Source organism: Streptomyces carminius, assembly GCF_002794255.1.
Taxonomy (GTDB): domain Bacteria; phylum Actinomycetota; class Actinomycetes; order Streptomycetales; family Streptomycetaceae; genus Streptomyces; species Streptomyces carminius.
The window spans coordinates 94,741-116,515 of record NZ_PGGW01000063.1 but is presented as its reverse complement, the minus strand read 5'-3'; the positions used below and the strand labels follow the sequence as shown (position 1 = coordinate 116,515).

19 protein-coding genes are annotated in these 21,775 nt (G+C 74.5%); 13 read left to right on the top strand and 6 right to left on the bottom strand.

From position 1 onward, the window contains the following. Positions 1–42: 42 nt before the first annotated feature. From CUT44_RS22280 to CUT44_RS22270, 3 genes are all read left to right on the top strand, one after another. On the top strand, positions 43–1,026 hold the full coding sequence (locus CUT44_RS22280; protein ID WP_100203705.1) for an aldo/keto reductase: 984 nt from the start codon (positions 43–45) through the stop codon (positions 1,024–1,026). A 175-nt stretch (positions 1,027–1,201) separates the two neighbouring features. Further along, on the top strand, positions 1,202–2,476 hold the full coding sequence (locus tag CUT44_RS22275) for an ATP-grasp domain-containing protein (RefSeq protein WP_100203704.1): 1,275 nt from the start codon (positions 1,202–1,204) through the stop codon (positions 2,474–2,476). An 8-nt stretch (positions 2,477–2,484) separates the two neighbouring features. Further along, positions 2,485–4,533: a CocE/NonD family hydrolase gene (locus tag CUT44_RS22270; protein WP_100203703.1), complete on the top strand. Its 2,049-nt coding sequence runs from the start codon at positions 2,485–2,487 to the stop codon at positions 4,531–4,533. Positions 4,534–4,639: 106 nt separating this feature from the next. Here the strand turns inward: CUT44_RS22270 and CUT44_RS22265 are convergent, their stop codons facing one another. Beyond that, entirely contained in the window at positions 4,640–5,239 is a 600-nt protein-coding gene (locus tag CUT44_RS22265; protein ID WP_100203702.1) for a DUF4352 domain-containing protein, read from the bottom strand. A gap of 212 nt (positions 5,240–5,451) precedes the next feature. Between CUT44_RS22265 and CUT44_RS22260 the strand changes: the two genes are divergently transcribed. The 4 genes from CUT44_RS22260 (at position 5,452) to CUT44_RS22245 (ending at position 10,006) form a co-directional block, all read left to right on the top strand. Beyond that, entirely contained in the window at positions 5,452–6,063 is a 612-nt protein-coding gene (locus CUT44_RS22260) for a hypothetical protein (protein WP_146252281.1), read from the top strand. Then, complete coding sequence (locus tag CUT44_RS22255) at positions 6,060–7,424, top strand: serine/threonine-protein kinase (protein WP_100203700.1); 1,365 nt, start codon at positions 6,060–6,062, stop codon at positions 7,422–7,424. The genes CUT44_RS22260 and CUT44_RS22255 overlap by 4 nt, the downstream gene beginning before the upstream one ends. A gap of 157 nt (positions 7,425–7,581) precedes the next feature. Then, positions 7,582–8,562: a glycosyltransferase family 2 protein gene (locus CUT44_RS22250; protein WP_100203699.1), complete on the top strand. Its 981-nt coding sequence runs from the start codon at positions 7,582–7,584 to the stop codon at positions 8,560–8,562. Between the two features lies 1 nt (position 8,563). Then, positions 8,564–10,006, top strand: a complete 1,443-nt coding sequence (locus CUT44_RS22245; RefSeq protein ID WP_233221564.1) for an alpha-2,8-polysialyltransferase family protein — start codon at positions 8,564–8,566, stop codon at positions 10,004–10,006. 64 nt (positions 10,007–10,070) lie between these two features. On the opposite strand, the gene CUT44_RS22240 is transcribed toward CUT44_RS22245, so the two are convergent. Then, complete coding sequence (locus CUT44_RS22240) at positions 10,071–11,273, bottom strand: acyltransferase (RefSeq protein ID WP_332888282.1); 1,203 nt, start codon at positions 11,271–11,273, stop codon at positions 10,071–10,073. Between the two features lie 283 nt (positions 11,274–11,556). Here CUT44_RS22240 and CUT44_RS22235 point away from each other — a divergent pair, with 283 nt between their 5' ends. From CUT44_RS22235 to CUT44_RS22215, 5 genes are all read left to right on the top strand, one after another. Beyond that, entirely contained in the window at positions 11,557–12,207 is a 651-nt protein-coding gene (locus CUT44_RS22235; protein WP_100203697.1) for a SurA N-terminal domain-containing protein, read from the top strand. 147 nt (positions 12,208–12,354) lie between these two features. Further along, positions 12,355–13,737: a hypothetical protein gene (locus CUT44_RS34915; RefSeq protein ID WP_100203696.1), complete on the top strand. Its 1,383-nt coding sequence runs from the start codon at positions 12,355–12,357 to the stop codon at positions 13,735–13,737. Next, a complete protein-coding gene (locus CUT44_RS22225; RefSeq protein WP_100203695.1) occupies positions 13,734–16,070 on the top strand; it encodes a polysaccharide pyruvyl transferase family protein in 2,337 nt (778 codons plus the stop codon). Before CUT44_RS34915 ends, CUT44_RS22225 begins: the two co-directional genes overlap by 4 nt. Then, entirely contained in the window at positions 16,067–17,170 is a 1,104-nt protein-coding gene (locus CUT44_RS22220) for a MazG family protein (protein WP_100203694.1), read from the top strand. The genes CUT44_RS22225 and CUT44_RS22220 overlap by 4 nt, the downstream gene beginning before the upstream one ends. A 28-nt stretch (positions 17,171–17,198) precedes the next feature. Next, positions 17,199–17,573, top strand: a complete 375-nt coding sequence (locus CUT44_RS22215; protein WP_100203693.1) for a DUF6479 family protein — start codon at positions 17,199–17,201, stop codon at positions 17,571–17,573. Positions 17,574–18,089: 516 nt separating this feature from the next. Here CUT44_RS22215 and CUT44_RS22210 read toward each other — a convergent pair. Continuing rightward, positions 18,090–18,512: a DUF4190 domain-containing protein gene (locus CUT44_RS22210; RefSeq protein ID WP_146252280.1), complete on the bottom strand. Its 423-nt coding sequence runs from the start codon at positions 18,510–18,512 to the stop codon at positions 18,090–18,092. Between the two features lie 406 nt (positions 18,513–18,918). On the opposite strand from CUT44_RS22210, the gene CUT44_RS22205 reads away from it, so the two are divergent. Beyond that, positions 18,919–20,388: an MFS transporter gene (locus tag CUT44_RS22205; protein ID WP_100203691.1), complete on the top strand. Its 1,470-nt coding sequence runs from the start codon at positions 18,919–18,921 to the stop codon at positions 20,386–20,388. 34 nt (positions 20,389–20,422) lie between these two features. Here CUT44_RS22205 and CUT44_RS22200 read toward each other — a convergent pair whose 3' ends face one another. From CUT44_RS22200 to CUT44_RS22190, 3 genes are all read right to left on the bottom strand, one after another. Continuing rightward, complete coding sequence (locus CUT44_RS22200; protein ID WP_100203690.1) at positions 20,423–20,887, bottom strand: DUF4190 domain-containing protein; 465 nt, start codon at positions 20,885–20,887, stop codon at positions 20,423–20,425. Between the two features lie 129 nt (positions 20,888–21,016). Next, entirely contained in the window at positions 21,017–21,436 is a 420-nt protein-coding gene (locus tag CUT44_RS22195) for a type II toxin-antitoxin system VapC family toxin (RefSeq protein ID WP_199185797.1), read from the bottom strand. A gap of 17 nt (positions 21,437–21,453) precedes the next feature. Continuing rightward, positions 21,454–21,714, bottom strand: a complete 261-nt coding sequence (locus CUT44_RS22190) for a hypothetical protein (RefSeq protein WP_100203688.1) — start codon at positions 21,712–21,714, stop codon at positions 21,454–21,456. Positions 21,715–21,775 lie beyond the last annotated feature (61 nt).

Below are 21,775 nucleotides of genomic sequence, written 5' to 3'. Positions count from 1 at the left end.
CGGTCCGGTGTTCCGGGCCGGTCCGCCCGTAGGATCGCGTTCATGGAGCAGCGAGTACTGGGAAGGACGGGCCGCGCGGTGTCCGTCGTGGGACTGGGCACCTGGCAGCTGGGTGCGGACTGGGGTCAGGTGCGTGAGGAGGACGCCCTGGCGGTGCTGGACGCGGCGGTGGAGTCCGGGGTGACGTTCTTCGACACCGCGGACGTGTACGGGGACGGCCGCAGCGAGCGGCTGATCGGCCGGTTCCTGCGGGAGCGTCCGGGGCTGGACGTGTTCGTGGCGACGAAGATGGGCCGCCGGGTGGAGCAGCTTCCCGAGCACTACGCCCTGGACAACTTCCGGGCCTGGACGGACCGTTCGCGCACCAATCTGGGTGTGGAGACGCTGGACCTGGTGCAGCTGCACTGCCCGCCGACGGCGGTGATCTCCTCGGACGAGGTGTTCGACGGGCTGGACACCCTGGTGGCCGAGGGGCGGGTGGCGGCGTACGCGGTGAGTGTGGAGACCTGTGCGCAGGCGCTCGCGGCGATCGCCCGGCCGGGGGTGGCGAGTGTGCAGATCATCCTCAACCCGTTCCGGCTCAAGCCGCTGGAGGAGGTCCTTCCGGCGGCGTCGGAGGCGGGGGTGGGCATCATCGCGCGGGTGCCGCTGGCCTCGGGCCTGCTGTCGGGCCGCTACACCCGCGAGACGGTGTTCTCGCCGGACGACCACCGGAACTTCAACCGGCACGGTGAGGCGTTCGACCAGGGCGAGACGTTCTCGGGGGTGGACTACGAGACGGGTCTGGCGGCGGCGAAGGAGTTCACGGAGCTGGCTCCGGAGGGTTACACCCCGGCGCAGACGGCGCTGCGGTGGATCGTCCAGCAGCCGGGGGTGACCTCGGTGATCCCGGGGGCACGCAGTGTGGAGCAGGCGCGGGCGAACGCGCGGGCCGCCGAGCTGCCGCCGCTGCCGGAGCGGACGCTTCAGGCGATCGGGGAGCTGTACGACCGGCGGATCCGGGCGCAGGTGCACCACCGCTGGTGACGGGTGCGGGCGGCCGGTGGGCCGGGCGGGACACACCGCCCGGCCCACCGGTCTTTTCTGTTTCTTTTCGAAACGCTTACCGGTGTTATGCGCCGTGTTTCCCCAGGTGGGCGAATGGTCGCCGGGCCGCAGGGTAGCCGGAAGGACTCGTGATCCAACGCGCGAGGAGGCGGCAGTGGCCCAGACGAACGTGTTCGTCATCGGACTGGACGAGGAGAACCGGCGGACCCTGAGTGAGGTGCCGTTCGCGGTGGGCTACCGGTTCCACCCGCTGCTGGACGTCGCGGAGCTCCAGCAGGGCGAGATCCCCGTGGCGGACCTGCTGGCGAAGGCATGCAAGGAGCTGGACGCCTTCGACGGGAGCATCGACGCGATCGTCGGCTACTGGGACTTCCCGGTCAGCACGCTGGTGCCGATCCTGGCCGAGCGGTACGGGACGCGCGCCACCAGCCTGGAGTCCGTGGTCAAGTGCGAGCACAAGTACTGGAGCCGGCTGGAGCAGAGCCAGGTCGTCGACGAGCACCCGCGTTTCGCGCTGGTGGACCTGGAGGGTGAGCCGAAGCCGCCGGAGGGCCTGCGGTTCCCGATGTGGCTCAAGCCGGTCAAGTCCTACTCCTCGGAGCTGGCCTTCGGGGTGGCGGACGAGACGGAGTTCCGGCAGGCCGTGGCCGAGATCCGGGAGGGCATCGGCCGGATCGGCCGCCCCTTCGAGTTCGTCATGGACCGCCTGGACCTGCCGCCCGAGGTCGCCGAGGCGGGCGGGCAGGCGTGTCTGGCCGAGGAGTCGCTGTCGGGGGTGCAGGCCGCCGTCGAGGGCTATGTGTACGACGGCGAGGTGGTCGTCTACGGGGTGCTGGACTCGATCAACTACCCCGGCACCTCCAGCTTCCTGCGGCACCAGTACCCCTCGGCGCTGCCCGAGCCGGTGGTGCGGCGGCTGCGGGAGGTCTCCCGGCGGGTGATCGAGCGGATCGGCATGAACTGGGCGACGTTCAGCATCGAGTACTTCTACGACGCGGCGAAGGACGAGATAGCCCTGCTGGAGATCAACCCGCGGCACTCCCAGTCGCACGCCGAGCTGTTCGAGTTCGTCGACGGCGTGCCCAACCACCACTGCATGCTCAGCCTGGCGCTGGGACGCGACCCGGAGCTGCCGTACCGCGCCGGCCCCTACGCGGTGTCCGGCAAGTGGTACCACCGGCAGTTCACCGACGGCGTGGTGCGGCGGGTGCCGACGGAGGAGGAGATCGAGCGGGTGGAGCGCGAGATACCCGGGGTGCGGGTCGCGGTGAAGGTGGCCGACGGGCAGCGGCTGTCGGAGCTGTCGGGCCAGGACAGCTACAGCTACGAGCTGGCGCACGTCTACGTCGGCGCGGACAGCGAGGCGGAGCTGCGCGAGAAGTACGACCGCTGTCTGGCGATGCTGCCCTACGAGTTCGGAGAGGAGTAGGTTCCCCCGTGCGCTGTGTGACGAGCCTGCCGTACGCGGTCAAGGAGGAGGAGCACGTCTGGATCCCGGTCTCGGACGGGACCCGGCTGGCGGCCCGGATCTGGCGCCCGGTCTCCTCCGACACCGAGCCGGTGCCCGCGGTCCTGGAGTACATCCCCTACCGCCGGCGCGATCTGACCTCGGTGCGCGACTCGATCCACCACCCCTACATGGCCGGGCACGGCTACGCGTGTGTGCGGGTGGACGTCCGCGGCACCGGCGAGTCCGAGGGCGTGCTGCGCGACGAGTACCTGGAGGTGGAGCAGACCGACGCCGAGGACGTGCTGGCCTGGCTCGCCGAGCAGCCGTGGTGCGACGGCGGCACCGGGATGATGGGCATCTCCTGGGGTGCCTTCGCCGCGCTCCAGGTGGCCGCCCGCCGCCCGCCGAGCCTGAAGGCGATCGTCGTCTCCTCCTTCACCGACGACCGGTACGCCGACGACATGCACTACATGGGCGGCTGTCTGCTGTCGGACAACCTGGCCGAGGCGGGCACGATGTTCGCCTACGCCACCTGCCCGCCGGACCCGGCGCTGGTGGGGGAGCGGTGGCGCGAGATGTGGCGGGAGCGGCTGGAGAACACCCGGCCGTGGGCCCTGGAGTGGCTGCGCCACCAGCGGCGCGACGAGTACTGGCGGCACGCCTCGGTCTGTGAGGACTACTCGGCGGTGAACGTCCCGGTGCTGGCCTCCAGCGGCTGGGCGGACGGCTACTCCAACGCCGTCACCCGGCTGCTGGAGAACCTGGACGTGCCGCGCAGGGGGCTGATCGGCCCGTGGTCGCACAAGTACCCGCACCTGGGGCAGCCGGGGCCGGCGATCGGCTATCTGCAGGAGGTGGTGCGCTGGTGGGACCACTGGCTCAAGGGCGCCGGCCACGCTGACAACGGAGCGCTGGACGCGCCCGTGCTGCGCGCCTGGATGCAGGAGAGCGTCCCGCCGTCCACCTCGTACGAGGAGCGGCCCGGCCGCTGGGTGGGTGAGCCCGACTGGCCGTCGCCGCACATCACGCCGACGGTGCTGCCGCTGGACGCGCACCGGATCGGCCGGCCGGCGGAGACGGCGGACGGCCGGGCCGAGGAGACGGAGCTGACGGTGCAGTCGCCGCTGTCGGTGGGCCAGTTCGCCGGGAAGTGGGCCTCGTACAACGCGCCGCCGGACCTGCCGTACGACCAGCGCGAGGAGGACGGCGGCTCCCTGGTGTTCGACAGCGACGTCCTCACCGAGCGGGTGGAGATCCTCGGCGAGCCGACCGTGGAGCTGGAGCTGTCGGCGAGCGAGCCGGTGGCGATGGTGGCCGCGCGGCTGTCGGACGTGGCCCCGGACGGCCGTGCCACCCGGGTCACCTACGGGCTGCTGAACCTCACCCGGCTCGGCGGGCACGAGGCGGATCCCGAGCCGCTGGTGCCGGGCCGCCGGTACCGGGCGACGGTACGGCTCAACGGGGTGGCGCAGGCCTTCCCGCCGGGCCACCGCATCCGGCTGTCGCTGTCCACGTCGTACTGGCCGCTGGCCTGGCCGCCGCCGAGGCCGGTGCTGCTGAGCGTGTACACACCCGCCAGCACCCTGACGCTGCCGGTGCGCCCGACCGCCGAGTCCGACGAGGTGTACGGGGACCCGTTCGGCGAGCCCGAGGGCGCCGAGCCGCTGCGGACCACCCAGCTCACCCCGCCCGAGCAGCGCTGGAGGGTCACCCGGGACCTGGTGGGCTACGAGTCGGCGCTGGAGATCGTCAAGGACGGCGGCACGGTCCGCTTCGACGGCATCGACCTGACGGTGCACCGCCGCGCCTGGGAGCGGTACGCCTCGGTGGCCGACGACCTCACCTCCGCGCGGGGCGAGACGGAGTGGACGATGGAGTTCTCCCGCGGCGACTGGCGGGCGCGGACGGTGACCCGCCAGGTGCTGCGGTGCACCGAGGAGGAGTTCCTGCTGGACGCCACGCTGGACGGCTACGAGGGGGAGCACCGGGTGTTCTCCCGCACCTGGAACGAGCGCCTGCCCCGCGACCACGTCTGACACGTCTGACACGTCTGACGCGCCCGGCGGGGACCCGTGGTGACGCGGCCCCGGGCCGCCCGGCTCCGGTCCGGCTCCTGTGCCGGGCCGGTGCCGGGCGGTGCCGTCAGAGCGGCAGGCTCCACTGGGCGGGCTCGGAGGTGAAGTCCAGCAGGTCCACCTCGACGTCGAGGTTCTTCGCGTCGGCCGGGACGTCGAAGGCGAGCACCGCGGTGGCCTTCTTGCCCGGCAGCAGGTTGCCCTGGAAACCGTCACCGACGCCGTTCTCGCTGTCGAAGACCTGCTCGGCGGTCACGCCCTCCTCGCCCGCGCGGGCGGTGGGCATGATCAGACTGATGTCGATCTTCTCGTCGCCGTTGTTCGCCAGGGTGACGGTGACCTTGTACGCCTTGTTGCCCTCGGTGTGACCGGCCGAGTACTCGCCGGGGGTGTAGGCGGCGGCCTCGGAGACGGTGACGCCCAGGCCGCTGTCGTAGCTCGCGGTGTCGCCCGCGCCGAGCGGGCCGTCCGCCGCGGTCTCCTTCTTGTCGGCGGCCTTGGCGTCCCCGCTCTTCTCCGTGCTCTTGTCCGCACCGGCCGCCGTGGCCTTGGTGACGGTCGGCTCCTCCGTCGTCCCGCAGGCGGTGAGACCGCCCAGGGCGAGGACGGCGACGGCCGCGGCGGCGGTCAGACGCTTGCGGGCGGGGCGGGTCTGCTGAGCGGGCATGGGCGGAACACCTTCCGGGCGCATGGAACCTTGAACGGTGAACCAACTACAGCACCATGTGTGAATGCAGTCAATGGACGTTTATCTCATCGAGATGTCAATGACCGTCAGCCGACGGGATGCCGGACGGCTGTCCGGCATCGGAACGGTATCGGCGTCCCGGGACCGGGTCCGGAGAGTGTCCGGGGCGGTGTATACCTTCACTGCGAACGATGTCGGAGTCAGGAGTCGGAGCACTGATGTACGGTCCGGCCGTCCCGCCCCCCGCGCCCTCCCGCCGCGGGCCGGGCGCCGGGGGCATGGTGGTGCGGCTGCTGTTCGCCGCGGTCCCGCTGCTGTCGCTCGGGCTGCTGTCCTGGGTGCCCTCGCTGCGCTTCGCGCTCATCCGCGGGCGCCGGGCGGACTGGGCCGTCTTCGCCGTCTCCGCCGTGCTGACCGCGGTCTACGTGGTGCTGCTGTTCACCGTGCCCGAGGGCGGGAAGGACGCGGAGGGTACGGCCTCGCTGCCGGCCGGGCTGTACATGGTCCTGCTGTTCGGCGGTGCCACGGTGCACGCGGTTCTCGGCGACCGCTTCCTGCGCGACCCGGCCGCGTACCGGACCGGCCGTCCCGTGCCGTACCCCCTCGCGGGACACCCCGGCCCGCCTCCCGCCGCGTACCCGCAGCCGTACGCCGCGCCCGTACCGTTCCAGCCGCAGCCGCAGCCGCAGCCGCAGCCGCCGTCGACGCGTATGCGCCAGGTCGCCTCGGAGCTGGACGAGCTGGACGCGCTGCTGCGCGGGCGGGACGGGTACGGCCGCGGGCACGAGCAGGGAAGCCGGTGAACGGGCGGCTGATCGCCGGGCGGTACGAGCTGACCGGACCACTGGGCCGGGGCGCCATGGGCCAGGTGTGGGAAGCCCGCGACCACGGACTCGGCGGGCGCCGGATCGCCGTGAAGCTGATGCACTCCGGCCAGGTCGCCTCGCTGGCGGGCGGCACGGACCCGGAAGAACTGCGGGGGCGGTTCGAGCGCGAGTGCCGCGTCACCGCGCAACTGGACCATCCGGGCCTGGTCGCCGTCCACGACGCCGGCCGGGACGGCGACGACCTGTACCTGGTGATGCAGCTCCTGGAGGGCAGCGACCTGCGCGACCACCTCGCCGAGCGGGAGCCCTATCCCTGGCGGTGGGCGGTGGCCGTGGCCGCCCAGTTGTGCTCGGCGCTGGTGGCGGTGCACGGGGTCGGCATCGTCCACCGGGACCTCAAGCCCGGCAACGTCATCGTCCGGGAGGACGGCCGGGTCGTCATCCTGGACCTGGGCATCGCGTCGGTACGGACGGGCGGCGAGACCGCCCGGCTGACCCGTACCGGCGCCCTCGTCGGCACCCCCGCCTACATGGCGCCCGAGCAGGCCGTGGGCGGCAGCCCCGTCGGCCCCCGCGCCGACCTGTACGCGCTGGGGACGCTGCTGTACGAGCTGCTGACCGGGCGGATCCCCTTCCAGGCTCCGGAGCCGCACGGGCTGCTGTACAAGAAGCTCCACCACACCCCCCACTCCGTGCGGGAACTGCGCCCCGAGGTGCCCGCGGAGCTGGCCGACCTGGTGCGGCGGCTGCTGGACCGCGGCCCGGAGGGACGTCCCGCCGACGCCCGCGAGGTGTACGTGGCCCTCGCCCCGCTGCTGCCCCGGCCCGGGGCGGCCGGACCGGTCCTGCCGCTGGACCCCACCCGCCCGTTCCGCGAGCCCATGGCACCGTGGCCGCCGCACGGCCCCGCTGCGGCCGTACCGCCGCCGCCCCCGCAGGCCGGGCCGCCCCCGCAGTCCCCGCCGGCCGGGCCCGGCACCTCCGCGCCGGGCTTCGGGCCCCCTCCACCGTGGCCGCCCGCGCCCGCCGCCGGGCTGGGCGCCACCCTGGAGGAGGCGCGCGCCCTGCTCACCGCGGGCCACTACACCCGGGTCGCCGAACTGCTCGGCGGTGCCCTGCCCGCGGCCGTCGCCGAGCACGGCCCGCAGTCGCCCGTCGTCCGCACCCTGCGCAAGCAGTACGCGGCGGTGCTGCTGGACACCGGCCAGTACGCCCGGGCGCTGCCCGAACTGACCCGGCTCGCCCAGGAGTACACCGCCGAGCGCGGGCCGTACGACCCGGTGGTGGCCCAGCTCCGCCGGGACGAGTCCCTGTGCCGGGAGCGGCTCGGCCGCTGACCCGGGCGGGCCGCCACCGGCCGTACGCCGAGAGTTAATCCAGGCGTCCCCTGACGGGCACCCGCAGGGCCGGGTGCGTGGCTAGCCTCCAGCCGGGGCCGGGTGGTTCAGTGCCGCGACCGGCCGTGCCGTCCTGTCCGCAGCGTCTGGAAACCACGTGCCGAAGCTCTCAGTCATCGTCCCCTTCCACAACGTCCAGGACTACGCGCCGGACACCCTGCGCAGCCTCGCGGCCAACGCGCGGCCCGGGACGGAGTTCATCCTGGTGGACGACTGCTCGACGGACGCCACCGGGGAGATCCTGGAACGGGCCGCGGCCGGGCTGCCGCGCGCCCGGCTGCTGCGCCACGAGGAGAACCGGGGCATCTCCGCGGCCCGCAACACCGGCATCGATGCCGCCGAGGGCGACTACCTGACCTTCCTCGACGGCGACGACTGGTACGCGCCCGGCTACCTGGACGAGCTGGTGGGCGCCGCCGAGGAACTGGGCTGCGACTTCGTCCGCACCGACCACGTGCGGTCCACCGGCCGCGCGCGCTCCGTCAAGCGGGCGCCCGCGCGGCGGCGGGACGCCGTGCTGGACCCCCGGGACGCCGTCGCGCCGCCCGAGATGGAGACGATGGTGGACTACCCCTTCGTCTGGGCCGGGATCTACCGCCGCGCCCTGTTCGACCCCGGCGAGGGGGCGGGCCTGCGGTTCACCGAGCATCTGCGCACCGCCGAGGACCGGGTGTTCACCTGGCAGCTCCACCTGCGCGCGCGGACGTTCGCCGCGGTCGGCCTGCTGGGGGTCTTCTACCGGCGCGGGGTGGCGAACTCCCTGACCCAGATCCGCGACGCGCGGCAGCTCGACTTCATCCCGGCCCACGACCTGATCCTGGCCGAGGTCGCCGCCGACCGGGACGCCGAACGCTTCCTCCCCAAGATCGTGCGGACCTACTGCGCCATGATCGCCTTCCACGCGGCCGGGGCGCACCGCTACGAGTCCGCCGCCGCCCGGCGGCTGCGGCACGAGTCGGCGGCGGCGCTGCGCCGCATGCCGCGCGAGGTGCTGGAGCGGACACTGACGGCCATGGACCACGAACGTGCCCGGACGCTGCGGCGGCTGCTGGGCGGCGCGACCCGGAAGGCGGCCTGACATGCCGGACACCACCGACACGCCCGGCACCTCCGGCGTCGCGACCGGCGGGCGCACCCCCGTCCAGCTCTTCGAGGTCTCCACGCTCTACGGCGCCGCCACCCTGGCCGCCGCCCTGGACGCGGGCCTGTTCGGGCCCCGGCACCGGGCGCTGCGCGTGCTGCTGGTCTCCAACAACGCCGAGGTGCCCGAGACCGCCTCCCGGCTGGACGGGATGCGGGGCTGGCACCGGATCGCGGCCCGTTTCGACCGGGTGGTGGACTGGAACGACACGATCCGCCCCCACCACCCCGGCGCCTGGACCCCGGCGGCCGACGACGCCCCGCTGTGGGAGCGGCTGTTCCGGTCGAGCTGGGAGCTGGGCGACGGACCGGTCGACCTGGTGGTGGAGTCGGTGCACGTCAGCCCGGCGAAGGCGCTGGCCGCGGTGTTCGCGAGCGCGTCCGTCCACGTCTACGCCGACGGCCTGATGAGCTACGGCCCCACCCGCGAGAAGCTGCCGCAGACGACCGCCTGCCGCATCCGGCGCCTGCTCCACCTCGACCTGGTGCCCGGTCTGCGGCCGCTGCTGCTGACCGAGTACGGGGTGCCGGCCGAGCTGGTGCCGAACGAGGTGTTCCGGGCGGTCCTGGACGGACTCGACGAATCCGGGCCGGAGGACGGGCCGGACGCCGTGCCGGCCGCGGGCACGGAGAACGCGCCCACCGCCGTGCTGCTGGGCCAGTACCTGGCGGCGCTGGGCATCCTCACCGTGGCCGAGGAGGAGGCGCTGCACGAGCGGATGCTGCGCGGCGCCGCCGCGGCCGGGCACCGGTCCGTGCTGTTCAAGCCGCACCCCACGGCCCCCGTGAGCTATTCGAGGACGCTGGACAAGGCCGCCGCGGACGCCGGGGTGCGGCTGACCGTCCTGGACCGGCCCATGCTGGCCGAGACGGTGTTCCGGCGCTGCCGCCCCCGGCTGGTGGTGGGCTGCTTCTCCACGGCCATGCTCACCGCCGCCGCCCTGTACGGGGTGCCCGTCGCCCGGGTGGGCACCGAGCCGCTGCTGGACCGGCTGACGCCGTACCAGAACAGCAACCGCGTCCCGGTGACCGTCGTCGACGCCCTCGTGCCGGACCTGGAGACGGAGCGCCGGGGCGAGGTGGTCACCGACTCCGCGGCGGCGGTACGGCGGATCGGGCCGCTGGTGCGGGCCGTCGGGTACTGCATGCAGGCCGAGCGGTACCCCGGTCTGCGGGCCGAGGCCGAGGAGTGGCTGACCGCCCACCCGGGCGAGGACACCGCGCGCTACTTCAAACGGCGCCGGCTGACGGCCCTCGGCCTCCCCGGCGGTCTCACGCCCGGCCTGGTGCGCCGGCTGCCGGGCAGCGGCACCGCGCTGCGCGCCGCGCGCCGGGTGAAGCGGGCCACCGCGGCCCGCGCCCGCGCGAACCGCGGGAGCTGAGAGCGGCGGCGGGGACGGGCCGGTCCACGGCCCCGGCCCGTCCCCGCCGCACTGGGCGGTACACCTAGCCCAGGTACCTGCGCAGTCCCAGCCGCCCCCACAGCAGGCTGGCACCGAACGACACCGCGACCGTCGCGGCCAGCAGGAGGACGGACAGCGGGCCCGTGACCGCGCCGGACAGCTCCGGGGCGACCAGGGGCTCGACGATCGCCGAGATCACCATCACGTGCACCAGGTAGGCGCCCAGCGCCGCCCCGGACAGCCGCCCCAGCAGCGGCCGCCACCGCTCGGGCACCCGCACCCGGACGAGCGTCATGAGCAGGGCTCCGGTCATCACGGCGACCAGCGGGTGCGCGTTCGGGATCACGTAGTGGACCTGGGTGTGGTACCAGAGCACCCCGGCCGCCGTCAGCAGCAGCGGCACCGTCCACAGCAGGCGCCGTCCGGCCACGGCGTGCGCCGGGAGGGCGAACAGCAGCGCGCCGCCCAGCGCGTACATCAGCTGGTAGACGCCGAAGCCCCAGCCGAAGTGCGGCAGGTCCCAGCCGGTCCACCGTTCCAGGTCGGCCAGGAGGGAGGGCGCGGCCGCGCACACCAGCAGCACGGCGCCCAGGCCCCACGGCCGCTTCCCGGCCCGGAGCAGCACCGCGAAGGCCAGCGCGATGATGAGCGGGATGTAGGCGTACATGAACCACAGGTGGTAGGCGGGCCGGACCGAGCCGAAGACGGCGTCCAGCGCCAGCCGGGTCACGGGCCCGTCGTTGGTGCCCCACAGCCGGCCCCAGAGCAGGTAGAGGGCCGTCCAGACGAACATCGGCAGCACGTTCCGCGTGATCCGCCGCCACATCCGGCGGTCGTCGGCGGGCGGCGCCCCGACCAGCACGGCCCAGCCGGCGATGGCGAAGAACACCGGCACCGCGAAGGGGTTGACGGCCTCGATGAGGTGCCCGGTCCAGTACACGGCGGGGCCGTTGGCCTCCTCGCGCTCGACCGCGGTCAGGAACACGCCGCCTATGTGCCCCAGCATCACGGCGACCGAGCACACCAGCCGTGCCAGGTCGACGTCGTACCGGTGCTCCCGGTCCGGCCGGGGCGGGCGGGGGGCGGGTCCGGAGGACACGTCGGAGGGGCCGGTGGAGGGGCCGCCGGACGGATCCTCGGAGAGGGCGTCCGGCGTGCCGGGGGGAGAGGGCCGCCGGGACTCGTTCCCCCGGGGGACCGGGCCGGTGCCGTTCCCGTGGGGCTGCAGGGCTGTTTCGTTGGACACGGCGCCCCACTCTGGGTCATCCGGGTGTACGGAACGGTAACGGCGGGCAACGGCGGGCCGACGCGGCCCACCCGTACCGCGTGAACCGTCGGTGTCCGGCCCGCGCGGCCCGGAACCGTACCGCCGCCCGGCTCGTTGGCCGAAACGGTGCCGAACGGTGCTCCGAAACGGTGGTGGGAGCCGAGCGGACTGCTTAGCATCGATCATCGCCGGGACGGCCCTGCACAGGTGTTCCCCAGCACCGTCCACACCGTCCGCTCCACCGCCGCTCTCAGGAGGCTCAATGTTCCGCCGCAGGACCTCGCTCTCCCTCTCCGCCGCGGCAGCGGTGCTCGTCGCGGCACCGCTGCTGACCGCGTGCGGCGGTGAAGCCCACGCGGGCGCGGCGGCCGTCGTCGGCGGTGAGCGGATCACGATGTCGCAGGTCCAGTCGAAGGTCGAGGCCGTACGGGCCGCCCAGCGCGATCACGAGCAGGCCGACATCCTGATCAAGGAGACCGGTCAGCTCACCCGGAGCACCCTCAACGGCCTGGTCCTCCGGGAGGTGCTGGAGCGGGCCGCCGGGGACGCCGGGGTGACGGTGAGCCGGGGGGAGATCCAGGAGGCCCGCGAGCTGGCCGCGCGCCAGGTGGGCGGTCCGGAGCGGCTGGAGTCGCTGATGCTGCGGCAGCAGGCCGCCACCCCGGACGAGATCGACGAGATGCTGCGCGTCCAGCTCCTGGTCCAGGGGCTGGCCGAGAAGCTGGGCGCGAACCTGCAGACCCCGCAGGGCCAGGAGGAGCTGCGGGCGGAGCTGGAGAAGGCCTCCAGGGAACTGGACGTGAGCGTCAACCCGCGCTACGGCAAGTGGGACGACGAGCAGGTCAGCCTGACCGAGGCCGACCGGCCGTGGATCAGGGAGCTCACGAACCCCGAGCCCGAGCAGGCCGCCTGACGCCCGCCCGCCTGACGCCCGCCCGCCGGGCGGGCGCCGGCGTGCCGACGCTTCCCCCACTGTTCACCCGGAGGGCACCCGGGCGCCACGTGTGCCGCATCGCGCTCGGGCACAGTTCGGCGTCCTGCCGCCGAACCGTGGAGAGCGATGAAGGGGACGAAGAGGCCCGAGGGCGCGAGGAGGGCCAGGGCCTGGACGGAGATTCTCCGGCCGGCCGGACCGGGCGCCGCGCGTGAGGCCGCGGCGCGCGCCGCGCTCGCCGAGTGCGTCCACGACTGCGCCGGGCGGCTCGCCGCCCTCGCCGGGGCCGCGGACACCGCCGGACCGGACCGCCCCGGGCACCCCCGGCTGGTGGCCGCGCTCGGCGCCCTGGCCGCCGCGTACACCGCCCACGCCGCACAGGCGGGACGGTCCGGCCCGGCGGCCGACCGGGAGACCTTCGACGCCCTGCTGCGCGCCGGTGACCGCGCCCTGGAGACGGGGCCGGGGACGGATCCGGCGGATCCGGCGGCCGACGGGAACGGGGCCGGGCTGGCCCTGCGGCTGGCGGACACCGCGCTGGCCGTCCGCCGCCGGTCCCGGGGCGCCCAGCTGCTGCGGGCCCGCGCGCTGGAGGCCCTGGGCCGCGAGACGGCGGCCGCCGAGGCGTACGAGCGGCATCTGGAGCTGTGCGAGCCCGGCCCCGGCGCCCGTACGGTCGCCGCGCACCTGGCCACGCTCACCGAGCGGCGGGACTGTCTGACCGGGGCGCTGCGGCTGTTCCCGGCGGACGACTGCGCCGAGGCGCGCGCCCTGGCCGCGGCCGTCGCGGACGAACGGCCCGCCGCCGAGGTCCGCGCGGTCTTCACCGCCTGCGTGGGGCGGCGGCTGCGCGAGCACGGCGCCGCCGACCCGGCCGTACGCCGGCTGGCCGCGCTGTACGCCACGTACTGCCGGCTGTCCGAACGGGACCGCATGCCCGACCCGCTGCTCGGCGGCGCCGGGCCGGTCGGGGTGTGGGACCTGCGCAACGCGGTGGCGGGCCGGACGGTGTGCCTGGTGGCGAACACCCGGGAACTCGCCGGGCACCCGCCCGACCCCGGAGTCGACGACTACGACCTGGTGGTCCGCTGTGACGCCTTCCCCCACCCCGCCCCCGGCGCCGGGGAGCGCACCGACATCCACGTCCTGAACCACCGCACCACCGCGCGCCTGGACCACCCGGTGGACATCCGGCTGGTCCTGGGCGACCCGGCCGGACAGTGGCGGCAGGCGGTACGGCGGCTGGTGCCCGGCGCGCAGCGCCGGGTCGGCGACGACACGCTCCGCCGCCCGGTGACCGACCCGGACCTGCTCGGCGAGGGAGCCGAGCACCCCGCCCCGAGCACCGCCTTCTCGGTGCTGCGGCTGCTGGACTTCCTGGACGCCGCCCCGGTCCTCGACCTGATCGGCTTCGACCTGCCCGGCCCCGGCCGGCTCGGCCCCACCGAACGCGCCTGGGTCGAGGCCCGCGCCACGGACCGCACCCCGACGAGGATCAGCCTTCGATGACCGCGCCCCGACCGCACACCCCCGCTCCGGGCGGCACCCCCGCTCCGGGCGACAGCGCCGCCCTGACCGGCCGGCGCCGGATCGCCTTCGCCTGCCACGCCGACGAGGACACCCTCCCCGGGCTGCTGACCCTGCTGCGCAGCCTGGCCCTGACCAACCCCCGGGTCTGCGAGGACTTCCTCCTGCTGCACCCCGGGCTGCCCGAGGACGCCCTGGCGGCCGCCCGCCGGCTGCACCCGAGGATCACCGACCGCGCCGTCCCGGCCGGCCGGGACCTCCGCGCCGAGGTCTTCCGGACGACCGGCCACGACACCGTGATCGCCCTCAGCCCGCACATGGTCGTCCTGGGCGACATCGGCGAACTGCTGCGGGCCCGGCACGGTGTGGCGGCGGTGCCGCAGCTCCCGCTGCCGTCCGGCCCCCGCCGGGTGGACACCGGCGAGGGCCTGCTGGTGGTCCAGCGCGAGCACCTCACCGAGGACACCCCCGGCCGGCTGGCGGACGGCACCCTGGAGTGCGTCCCGCTCCCCGCCCGCCACGACTTCCTGGTCCGCCGCCTGTACGACGGCGCGCCCGTGCCGGAGGACACCGTGATCCTGCGGTTCGACGGCGCCGCGCGGGGCCCCGGCCCCGGGCGGGACGAGGGGTACGGCCCCGCCGAACGCGCCCGGGCCCGCCACGAGCTGTCCGACGACGACTTCCGCACCGCCTACTGTGCCCTGCCCGGCCCCAAGCACCCCGAGCTCCTCACCCATCTCGCCCGCCCGCTGGCCGAGCGCGGCACCACCGTGGACCTGGCCCGCACGCTGGCCGTCCACCACACCGCCGAGGGCCGCTACGCCGAGGCCGTCGAGGTGCTGCTGTCGGTGACGCCCAAGGCCGACCAGCCGCGCTTCCACGAGACGCTGGGCAGCGCCCTGCTGGCCGAGTCCCGCTATGCCGAGGCGGAGACGCATCTGCTGCTGGCCACCGCCTCGCCCGAGGTCGCGCCCAAGGCGTTCAGCCGCCTGGCGCGGCTGGCCTGGCTGCGCGGCGACGAGGACGCGGCCCGCGCCCACGCCCGCGGGGGACTGGACTGCGAACCGGTCAACCGCACCTGCCGCGAGCTGGCCCTGCTGCCGGCCGAGCCCGTCCCGGACGTCCCCGACGGCGAGCAGCTCGCCCATGTGGCGCTGTTCGCCTCCGGCCAGGAGAACGCGGGCGACAAGGTGCTCCCCGAGGCCGTACGGCTGTGCTTCGGGCCCGACACCGGGCCGCGCCGCTGGCTGCCGGTGCCGGTGCACCGGCACTTCGACGAGGTGGCGCTGGAGCGCGTCAACGCCCGGCGCGCCCTGGTCGTCGGCGGGGGCGGCCTCTTCCTGCCCGACACCTGGCCCAACGGGAACAGCGCCTGGCAGTGGAACGTCCGGGACGAGACGCTGGCCCGGATCGAGGTGCCGCTGGCGGTCCTGGCGGTGGGCTACAACGTCTTCGACGGGCAGGTCTACCGGCGCGCCCGGTTCACCGGGAGCCTGCGGGCGCTGGCCGAGAAGGCGGTGTTCTTCGGGCTGCGCAACCACGGCTCCGTCGAGCGGGTCCGCGAGCTGCTGCCGCCGTCCCTGCGCGAGAAGGTGCGCCACCAGCCCTGCCCGACCACCGTGCTGCGCCTGCTGGCCCCCGACTGGCGCGACGCGGCGGAGCGCACCGACACCGTGCTGCTCAACTGCGCCTACGACCGCGCCGGCCTGCGCTTCGGCCACGACTACGGCCACTTCCTGGCCGAGATGGCCAAGGCGGTGCGGGCGATCGGCAAGCGCGCCGAGGTGCGGTACGCGCCCCACGCGCCCGCCGACGAGCGGTTCGTGTACGACCTGCGCCGGGAGCACGGCATCGCGCTGCCCGTCGAGCCGCTCTACGACCTGTCCAACGCGGAGGTCTACGACCGCTTCCGCCGGGCCCGGCTGGTCATCGGCATGCGCGGCCACGCCGGGATGATCCCCTTCGGCTGCGGCACCCCGATCCTCAGCCTGATCTCCCATCCCAAGCTGGCGTACTTCCTGGCCGACATCGGCCGCCCCGAGTGGGGCGTGTCCGTGCACGACCGGGAGCTGGGCGGACGGCTGGCCGAGCGGGCGGCGGCCCTGCTGGACGACCACGACGCGGCGGTGGCCGACGTCCTGGGGCGGCAGTGGTCGCTGTGGGAGACCACCCGCGCCAACCTCGCCGAGCTGGGCGGCCTGCTGGGCGTCCCCGTCGCGGCGGGCGCCGGGGGCGGGGACGGGCTCGCGGACGGGCTCGCGGACGGGCCGCTTCCGGCCGGGGAGCGGCCGGCATCGGTTACGTTCGAGGCGTGAACGCCACAGCATCCCCGGCCTCCCCCGCGTCCCCTCCCCCCGAGCCCTCCCGGCCGGCCCCGCCCGCCGGCCGTGTCGTCCTGCTCACCACCAGCCACCGGGTCGCCCCCGGACTGCTGTCCTGGCCCGCCTGGCAGGCGCTGCGCACCGCCGACCGCGTGCTGTGCGCGGATCCGGACCACCCGCAGCTCCCGTACGTCCGCCAGGCGGGGGTGACGGTGGAGACAGCCGCGCCCACGGCCCGTGAACTGGCGGACCTCTGCGCGGGCGGCGACGGCGGCGACGGTGACGGTGGGGACGACGGGGACGGTGACGGGGACGGCGGCGGCCGTACGGTGGCGGTCATCGCCGGGGCCGATGGTGAGCCGGAGCTGACCGACGGCCTCGCCCGGCTGGCCGGCTCCGGCCGCGCGGCGCTGCCGGAGCTGGAACTGCTCCCCGGCTCCTACGACCTGCCCGGCGCCCGGCTGCTCGATCTGGTGGGGGTGATGGACCGCATCCGCGCCGAGTGCCCCTGGAGCGGGACGCGCACCCACCGGGAGCTGGCCAAGTACGGCCTGGAGGAGGCGTACGAGCTGGTTGAGGCCATCGAGGAGGGCGACCGCGGGGAACTGCGCGAGGAACTGGGCGATGTGCTGCTCCAGGTGGTCTTCCACGCCCGGATCGCCGAGGACGATCCCGACGAGCCGTTCTCGATCGACGATGTCGCGGGCACGATCGTGGCGAAGCTGATCCACCGGCACCCCCATGTCTTCGGTGACGCCACCGCCGAGACCCCGGAGGAGGTCAAGGCCCACTGGCTGCGCACCAAGGCGGTCGAGAAGCGGCGCACCTCGGTGACCGAGGGCATACCGCTGGGCCAGCCCGCGCTGGCCCTGGCCGCGAAACTGGCGGGCCGGGCCCGTACGGCGGGCCTCGGCGCGGTCCTGGCCCCGGTCCTGGACGGGAACCGGGGCGTCGGCTACGAACTGCTGGCCCTGGCCGCCCGCGCCGAGGCCGAGGGCACCGACCCGGAGACGGCCCTGCGGGCGGCGGCCCGCGCCTACCGGGACGCCGTCCTGGCGGCGGAGGCCCGCAGGACCGCGGCCGGGACGGAGTGACCGGGGCACAGGGGGGTACCCGAGAGGCATGAACGGTACATACGGCACATACGCAGCGGGCGACGCGCTTCCCGTCGCCCTGGAGCTGCCGCTGGAGGGGCTCGGCGCCGCGATTCCCGGAATCATCGTCGCGGGCGGGCTGGTCCTGGCCGTGGTGTACGGGCTGCGCCTGCTCAAGAGGGGTGATGAGGGGATCTCCACGCCCTCCGAGCGCCCGGAGCACCCGCGCGGCTACGAGGACGGCGTCCGGGAGGACGACCCGATCCCCACCGACGGCAGGCGTCGCTACCCCCACGAGCTGCAGGAGCACGAGGACACCCACCCCTGCGACCCGAACGAGCGGCCCACCTGGAGTCCCGGCAGCAGCGGGGGCTTCGGTTCCGGAGGCCCCGGCCGCACCTGACCCGCCGGGCGCGCGGCCGTGCCCGTGTGCCGCACCCGGCCACCGGGTGCGGCACACGGGCACGGCCGCGCGCGGGGCGGCCGGGCAGGGTGCACCGGACGGCCCGGGACGAGCGTGCGCGCCGCGCGGTACCTCACCGCCGCCGAGGAGGGCGAGGAAGAAGAGGCGAAGGAAGCCGAAGGAAGCCGAAGGAAGTCGAAGGAAACCGAAGGAAGAGAAGGGCGCCACCCGCTGTCGTAACCGCTGCCGTAACCGTGCGCGACAGCAAACCCACGGACGGCGGCACGGACGGCCGCAGAGCCGGCCGCGGTCCGACGCGGTGACCGGCCGTGCCGACGCCTTCCGTCCGGGCCCGCTCACCGGGCCCCGACGGGGGAGTCGGTCCGGCGAGCCGGGGACCGAACGGGGCCGCCGCAGCCGGGGACGAGCCGGGGACGGGGCCGGGGACACCGCGCGGTGTCCCGGCCCCGTCCCCGGCTCGTCCCCGGTCGGCGACTCCGGTCAGTTGTTCCGGGGTCAGTTGTTCTGGTTGGCCTCGTCACCGAAGTCCTCGGCGCACTGCCGCTCCTCGGAGGTGCTGTTGGCCGCCTCCATGCAGTCCCGGTAGTTGTCGAACTCCTCGGAGTTCAGTATGGAGACGCCCGCCGCCAGGATGAGGCCGGAGGCCACCAGGCCGAGCGCGCCGGCGATCGCGCCGATGAGCGCCATCGCGCCGTTGGTCGCCTCGCCGCGCTTCTTGCGGCGGTAACCGATGATGCCGAACACGATCGCCGCCACTCCCAGCAGGATTCCGCCGAGGACCGTCCAGAACGTCACCAGGGCGAGGATTCCGAGGACAAGGGCGGCTATCCCCATTCCGTTGCGGGGGTTGCCCCGGTACGGAGCGGTTCCCGGGGCGCCGGGGCCCTGGCTCTGCCCGGGCGAGGAGTACGAAGTCACTGTGGAGTCCTTTCGGCTCGACTTGTGGACCGCTGTGCCAGGTCTGTGAAGTCCCTTCCGCGGGAGTGGATTTCACGCCGTCCGGGTGCCCGGGCCCGTACCGTCGAAACGTCCGCCGCGAGGGCGGGAGACGGGCCGGGTGTCCTTGGATTCGGTGGTCCGCGGCCATTTTGGCCATTCTGTGGAATCCGGGCCGGGGCGGCGGCCCGCTCCCGCCGGGTCCGGGAAGCGGGTGGACCTCCCTCCGGCCCGGTGGCGGAAACCGACGCGGCGCGGTGGCCGGAATTCCGGGAATTCACGCCGTGTGCCGCACACGGGAACGGCCGCACGGCCGGGGAGCGATTCGGATTCCCGCCTTCCGATTCCTGTTCCGTCCGGTGTCCTCGGTCCCGCATAGCATGACGGCATGGCCGAACGCCCGGTTGAGACCGACACCCGCCGACCGCCCGGTACGGACGCCGCCCGACGGCCCCCTGCCCGTACCCCCTGGCTGGTCGTCGTCGCCGCCTGCGCCGGGCAGTTCCTCGTCGTCCTCGACGTCTCCGTCGTCAATGTCGCGCTGCCCTCCATCCGCGCCGACCTGCGCATGGACGGCCCCGGCCTGCAGTGGGTCGTCAACACCTACACCCTGACCTTCGCCGGGTTCATGCTGCTCGGCGGGCGGGCCGGGGACCTCTTCGGGCGCAAGCGCGTCTTCCTGGCCGGGCTCGGCCTGTTCACCGCCGCCAGCCTCGCCGGCGGCCTCGCCCAGGAGCCCTGGCAACTGCTCGCCGCGCGGGCCGTGCAGGGCGTGGGCGCCGCCGTGCTGGCACCTTCCACGCTCAGTCTGCTCACCACCTCCGTCCCCGAGGGCCCGGCCCGGCACCGGGCCATCGGCACCTGGACGGCGGTGGGGGCCGGCGGCGGGGCGGCGGGCGGATTCGTCGGCGGGGTGCTCACCGACGCGCTGTCCTGGCGGTGGGTGCTGCTGGTCAACGTGCCCGTCGGGGCGCTCGTCCTGGCCGCGGTGGCGTTCGGCCTGGTCAGGGACCGGGCGGGCGGGGACGGACGCGGCCTGGACGTGCCCGGTGCGGTACTGGTCACCGGCGGGCTCGGCACGGTGGCGTACGGGATCGTCCAGACGGAGGCGGCCGGCTGGGGCGAGCGGGCCGCCCTGGTGCCGCTGCTGGGCGGGCTGGCGCTGCTCGCCGCGTTCGTCGCGGTCGAGGCCCGGGCCGCGGCGCCGCTGATGCCGCTGCGGCTGTTCCGGCTGCCGTCGGTCGCGGGTGCGAACACCGCGATGTTCGTCTGCGGCGCGGCGACGTTCTCCTCCTGGTACTTCATGTCCCTGTACATGCAGAACGTGCTGGGCTTCACGCCCCTCCAGGCGGGTCTGGGCTTCCTGCCGCACTCGCTGAGCATCGTCGCCGGCTCCATGCTGGCGCCCCGGCTGATGCCCTGGGCGGGCGCCCGGAGCACCGCGCTGGCCGGGGTGGCGCTGGGTGCTTCCGGCTTCCTCTGGTACGGCCTGGTCATGGCCGCCGACGGCGGTTACGCGGGCACGGTCCTGGGGCCCGGGATGACGGCGATGTTCGGCGTCGGGCTGCTGGCCACCCCGCTCGCCGCCCTGGCCACCACCGGGGCGCCGCACCGGGACGCGGGTGTGGTCTCGGCGCTGGTGAACACCTCCCGCACGATGGGCGGCTCGCTGGGCCTGGCGGTGCTGTCCACCGTCGCCGCCTCCCGTATCACCGGCGACACCCCGGGAGGCCTCGCCCCGGGCTACGCGCTGGCCTTCCGCACCGGCTCGGTGATCCTGCTGTGCTGCGGGCTGCTGATCCTGCTGGTGCTGCCGAGGGTGCCGGGGGAGGGCGGCCGCCGCGCGGCGGCCCGCTGAGCGGCCGCCCGGCGCGGCGGGGCCGCCCGGCGGCTCAGGGCCACAGCCCTTCGCCGAAGTCCGTCACGCACCGCTCGACCGCGGCGCCGTCCCCGGAGTCGCGCAGGCACTCCCGCAGGGCGCCTAACTCACCCGACTCCACGGCCACCGTGGCCGCCGAGAGGACGAGGACGGCACCCGCCAGACCGAGGAACCCCAGCACGGTCCCCGCGAGGGCCGTACCACTGCCCGGCACCCCGTGGCGCCGGTCCCGGCGGCGCCCGGCGAGTCCGAGCACCAGCGCCGACAGCCCCAGCACCGCGCCGCCGGCGACCGTCCAGAAGGTCAGGAGGGCGAGCAGCCCGAGGACCAGCGCGGCGGTCCCCGGCCCGTCCCGGAACGGCTCCGCGGGCGGCTCGGGCCCCGGACCGAACTGCGGCCCGGGCTCGGGTTCCGGCTCGGGGAAGTAGGGCTCCCAGTCCCGCGGCGGGGGAGGTGGAGGTGGGTAGCGTGAGGACACCACGGCCTCCTTCGGAGGTTCTCGCCGTTCCGTCCCCCGCGCCGTACCCCCGGCACGGCCCGGCAACCGGGTTGTGCCGGGGGTACGGCCCCGGGGAACGGGCTGGAGGGAGGGGGGAAGGAAACGGCGTCACACGCGGACCCACTGCACCGGTGACGCGCGCTCGAGTGAGGCGGCCGCACAGAGCTTGGGGACATGAGAGCCGTCCGACGAGGCTACTTTCACAGGTCCTGCGGCCCTGCTCGCCGTCGCGACGACGAGCGCGTCCACAACGCACTCGTGACCGTCCAGCCCGGTGCTCTCCAGTAGTCCGGCCGCCAGATCAGCGATCTCCTCGGTCGCGGGCACGATGACGAGTCGCGATCTCAGCCAGCGCAGTCTGCTCTCGGCCTTCCCGGTGCGCCGCACCTCCGCGAGCGTCACGGTGCTGACAGCCGGAGCGAAGCTCTCCCGCCGAGCGACCTCGATCAGTGCCGCCATCCGCGGATCGTCGTCCGCCAGCAGGGACAGCGGCTGGGCATCCAGGACGAACTGGGGGCCTGCGGGCATACCCCCACCGCGTCCGGTCACTCGCCTCGCCATGCCCGCCTCGCCTCTTCCAGGGCTTCCTTGGGCAGCGGTCCGACGCGGTGCTCGTGCTCCTCCACGATCTCCCGCGCACGCAGCAGGGCCAGCCAGTGCTCCGCCGCGGCGTCTATGAAATTGGAGAACCCGCGGGCTCCTGCTCTCTCCTCGATCTCCTCGACGACGGACCGGCGCAGGGTGATCGATTTCTTGACGGTCGTCTCGCGGGGCGGAGTGCTCTCGGTCGCGTGGTCGGTAGCCATGGACCAATTATGCCACTACTGGTGGGATAATTCTCGCTGGTGCGCGCGTCCGCTTCCGTTT

Bases quoted from the DNA above. Each gene is read 5' to 3' on its own strand.
- CUT44_RS22280 (WP_100203705.1), top strand. From the start codon at position 43: ATGGAGCAGCGAGTACTGGGAAGGACGGGCCGCGCGGTGTCCGTCGTG.
- CUT44_RS22265 (WP_100203702.1), bottom strand. From the start codon at position 5,239: ATGCCCGCTCAGCAGACCCGCCCCGCCCGCAAGCGTCTGACCGCCGCC.
- CUT44_RS22260 (WP_146252281.1), top strand. From the start codon at position 5,452: ATGTCGGAGTCAGGAGTCGGAGCACTGATGTACGGTCCGGCCGTCCCG.
- CUT44_RS22245 (WP_233221564.1), top strand. From the start codon at position 8,564: ATGCCGGACACCACCGACACGCCCGGCACCTCCGGCGTCGCGACCGGC.
- CUT44_RS22235 (WP_100203697.1), top strand. From the start codon at position 11,557: ATGTTCCGCCGCAGGACCTCGCTCTCCCTCTCCGCCGCGGCAGCGGTG.
- CUT44_RS34915 (WP_100203696.1), top strand. From the start codon at position 12,355: ATGAAGGGGACGAAGAGGCCCGAGGGCGCGAGGAGGGCCAGGGCCTGG.
- CUT44_RS22225 (WP_100203695.1), top strand. From the start codon at position 13,734: ATGACCGCGCCCCGACCGCACACCCCCGCTCCGGGCGGCACCCCCGCT.
- CUT44_RS22215 (WP_100203693.1), top strand. From the start codon at position 17,199: ATGAACGGTACATACGGCACATACGCAGCGGGCGACGCGCTTCCCGTC.
- CUT44_RS22205 (WP_100203691.1), top strand. From the start codon at position 18,919: ATGGCCGAACGCCCGGTTGAGACCGACACCCGCCGACCGCCCGGTACG.
- CUT44_RS22195 (WP_199185797.1), bottom strand. From the start codon at position 21,436: ATGCCCGCAGGCCCCCAGTTCGTCCTGGATGCCCAGCCGCTGTCCCTG.
- CUT44_RS22190 (WP_100203688.1), bottom strand. From the start codon at position 21,714: ATGGCTACCGACCACGCGACCGAGAGCACTCCGCCCCGCGAGACGACC.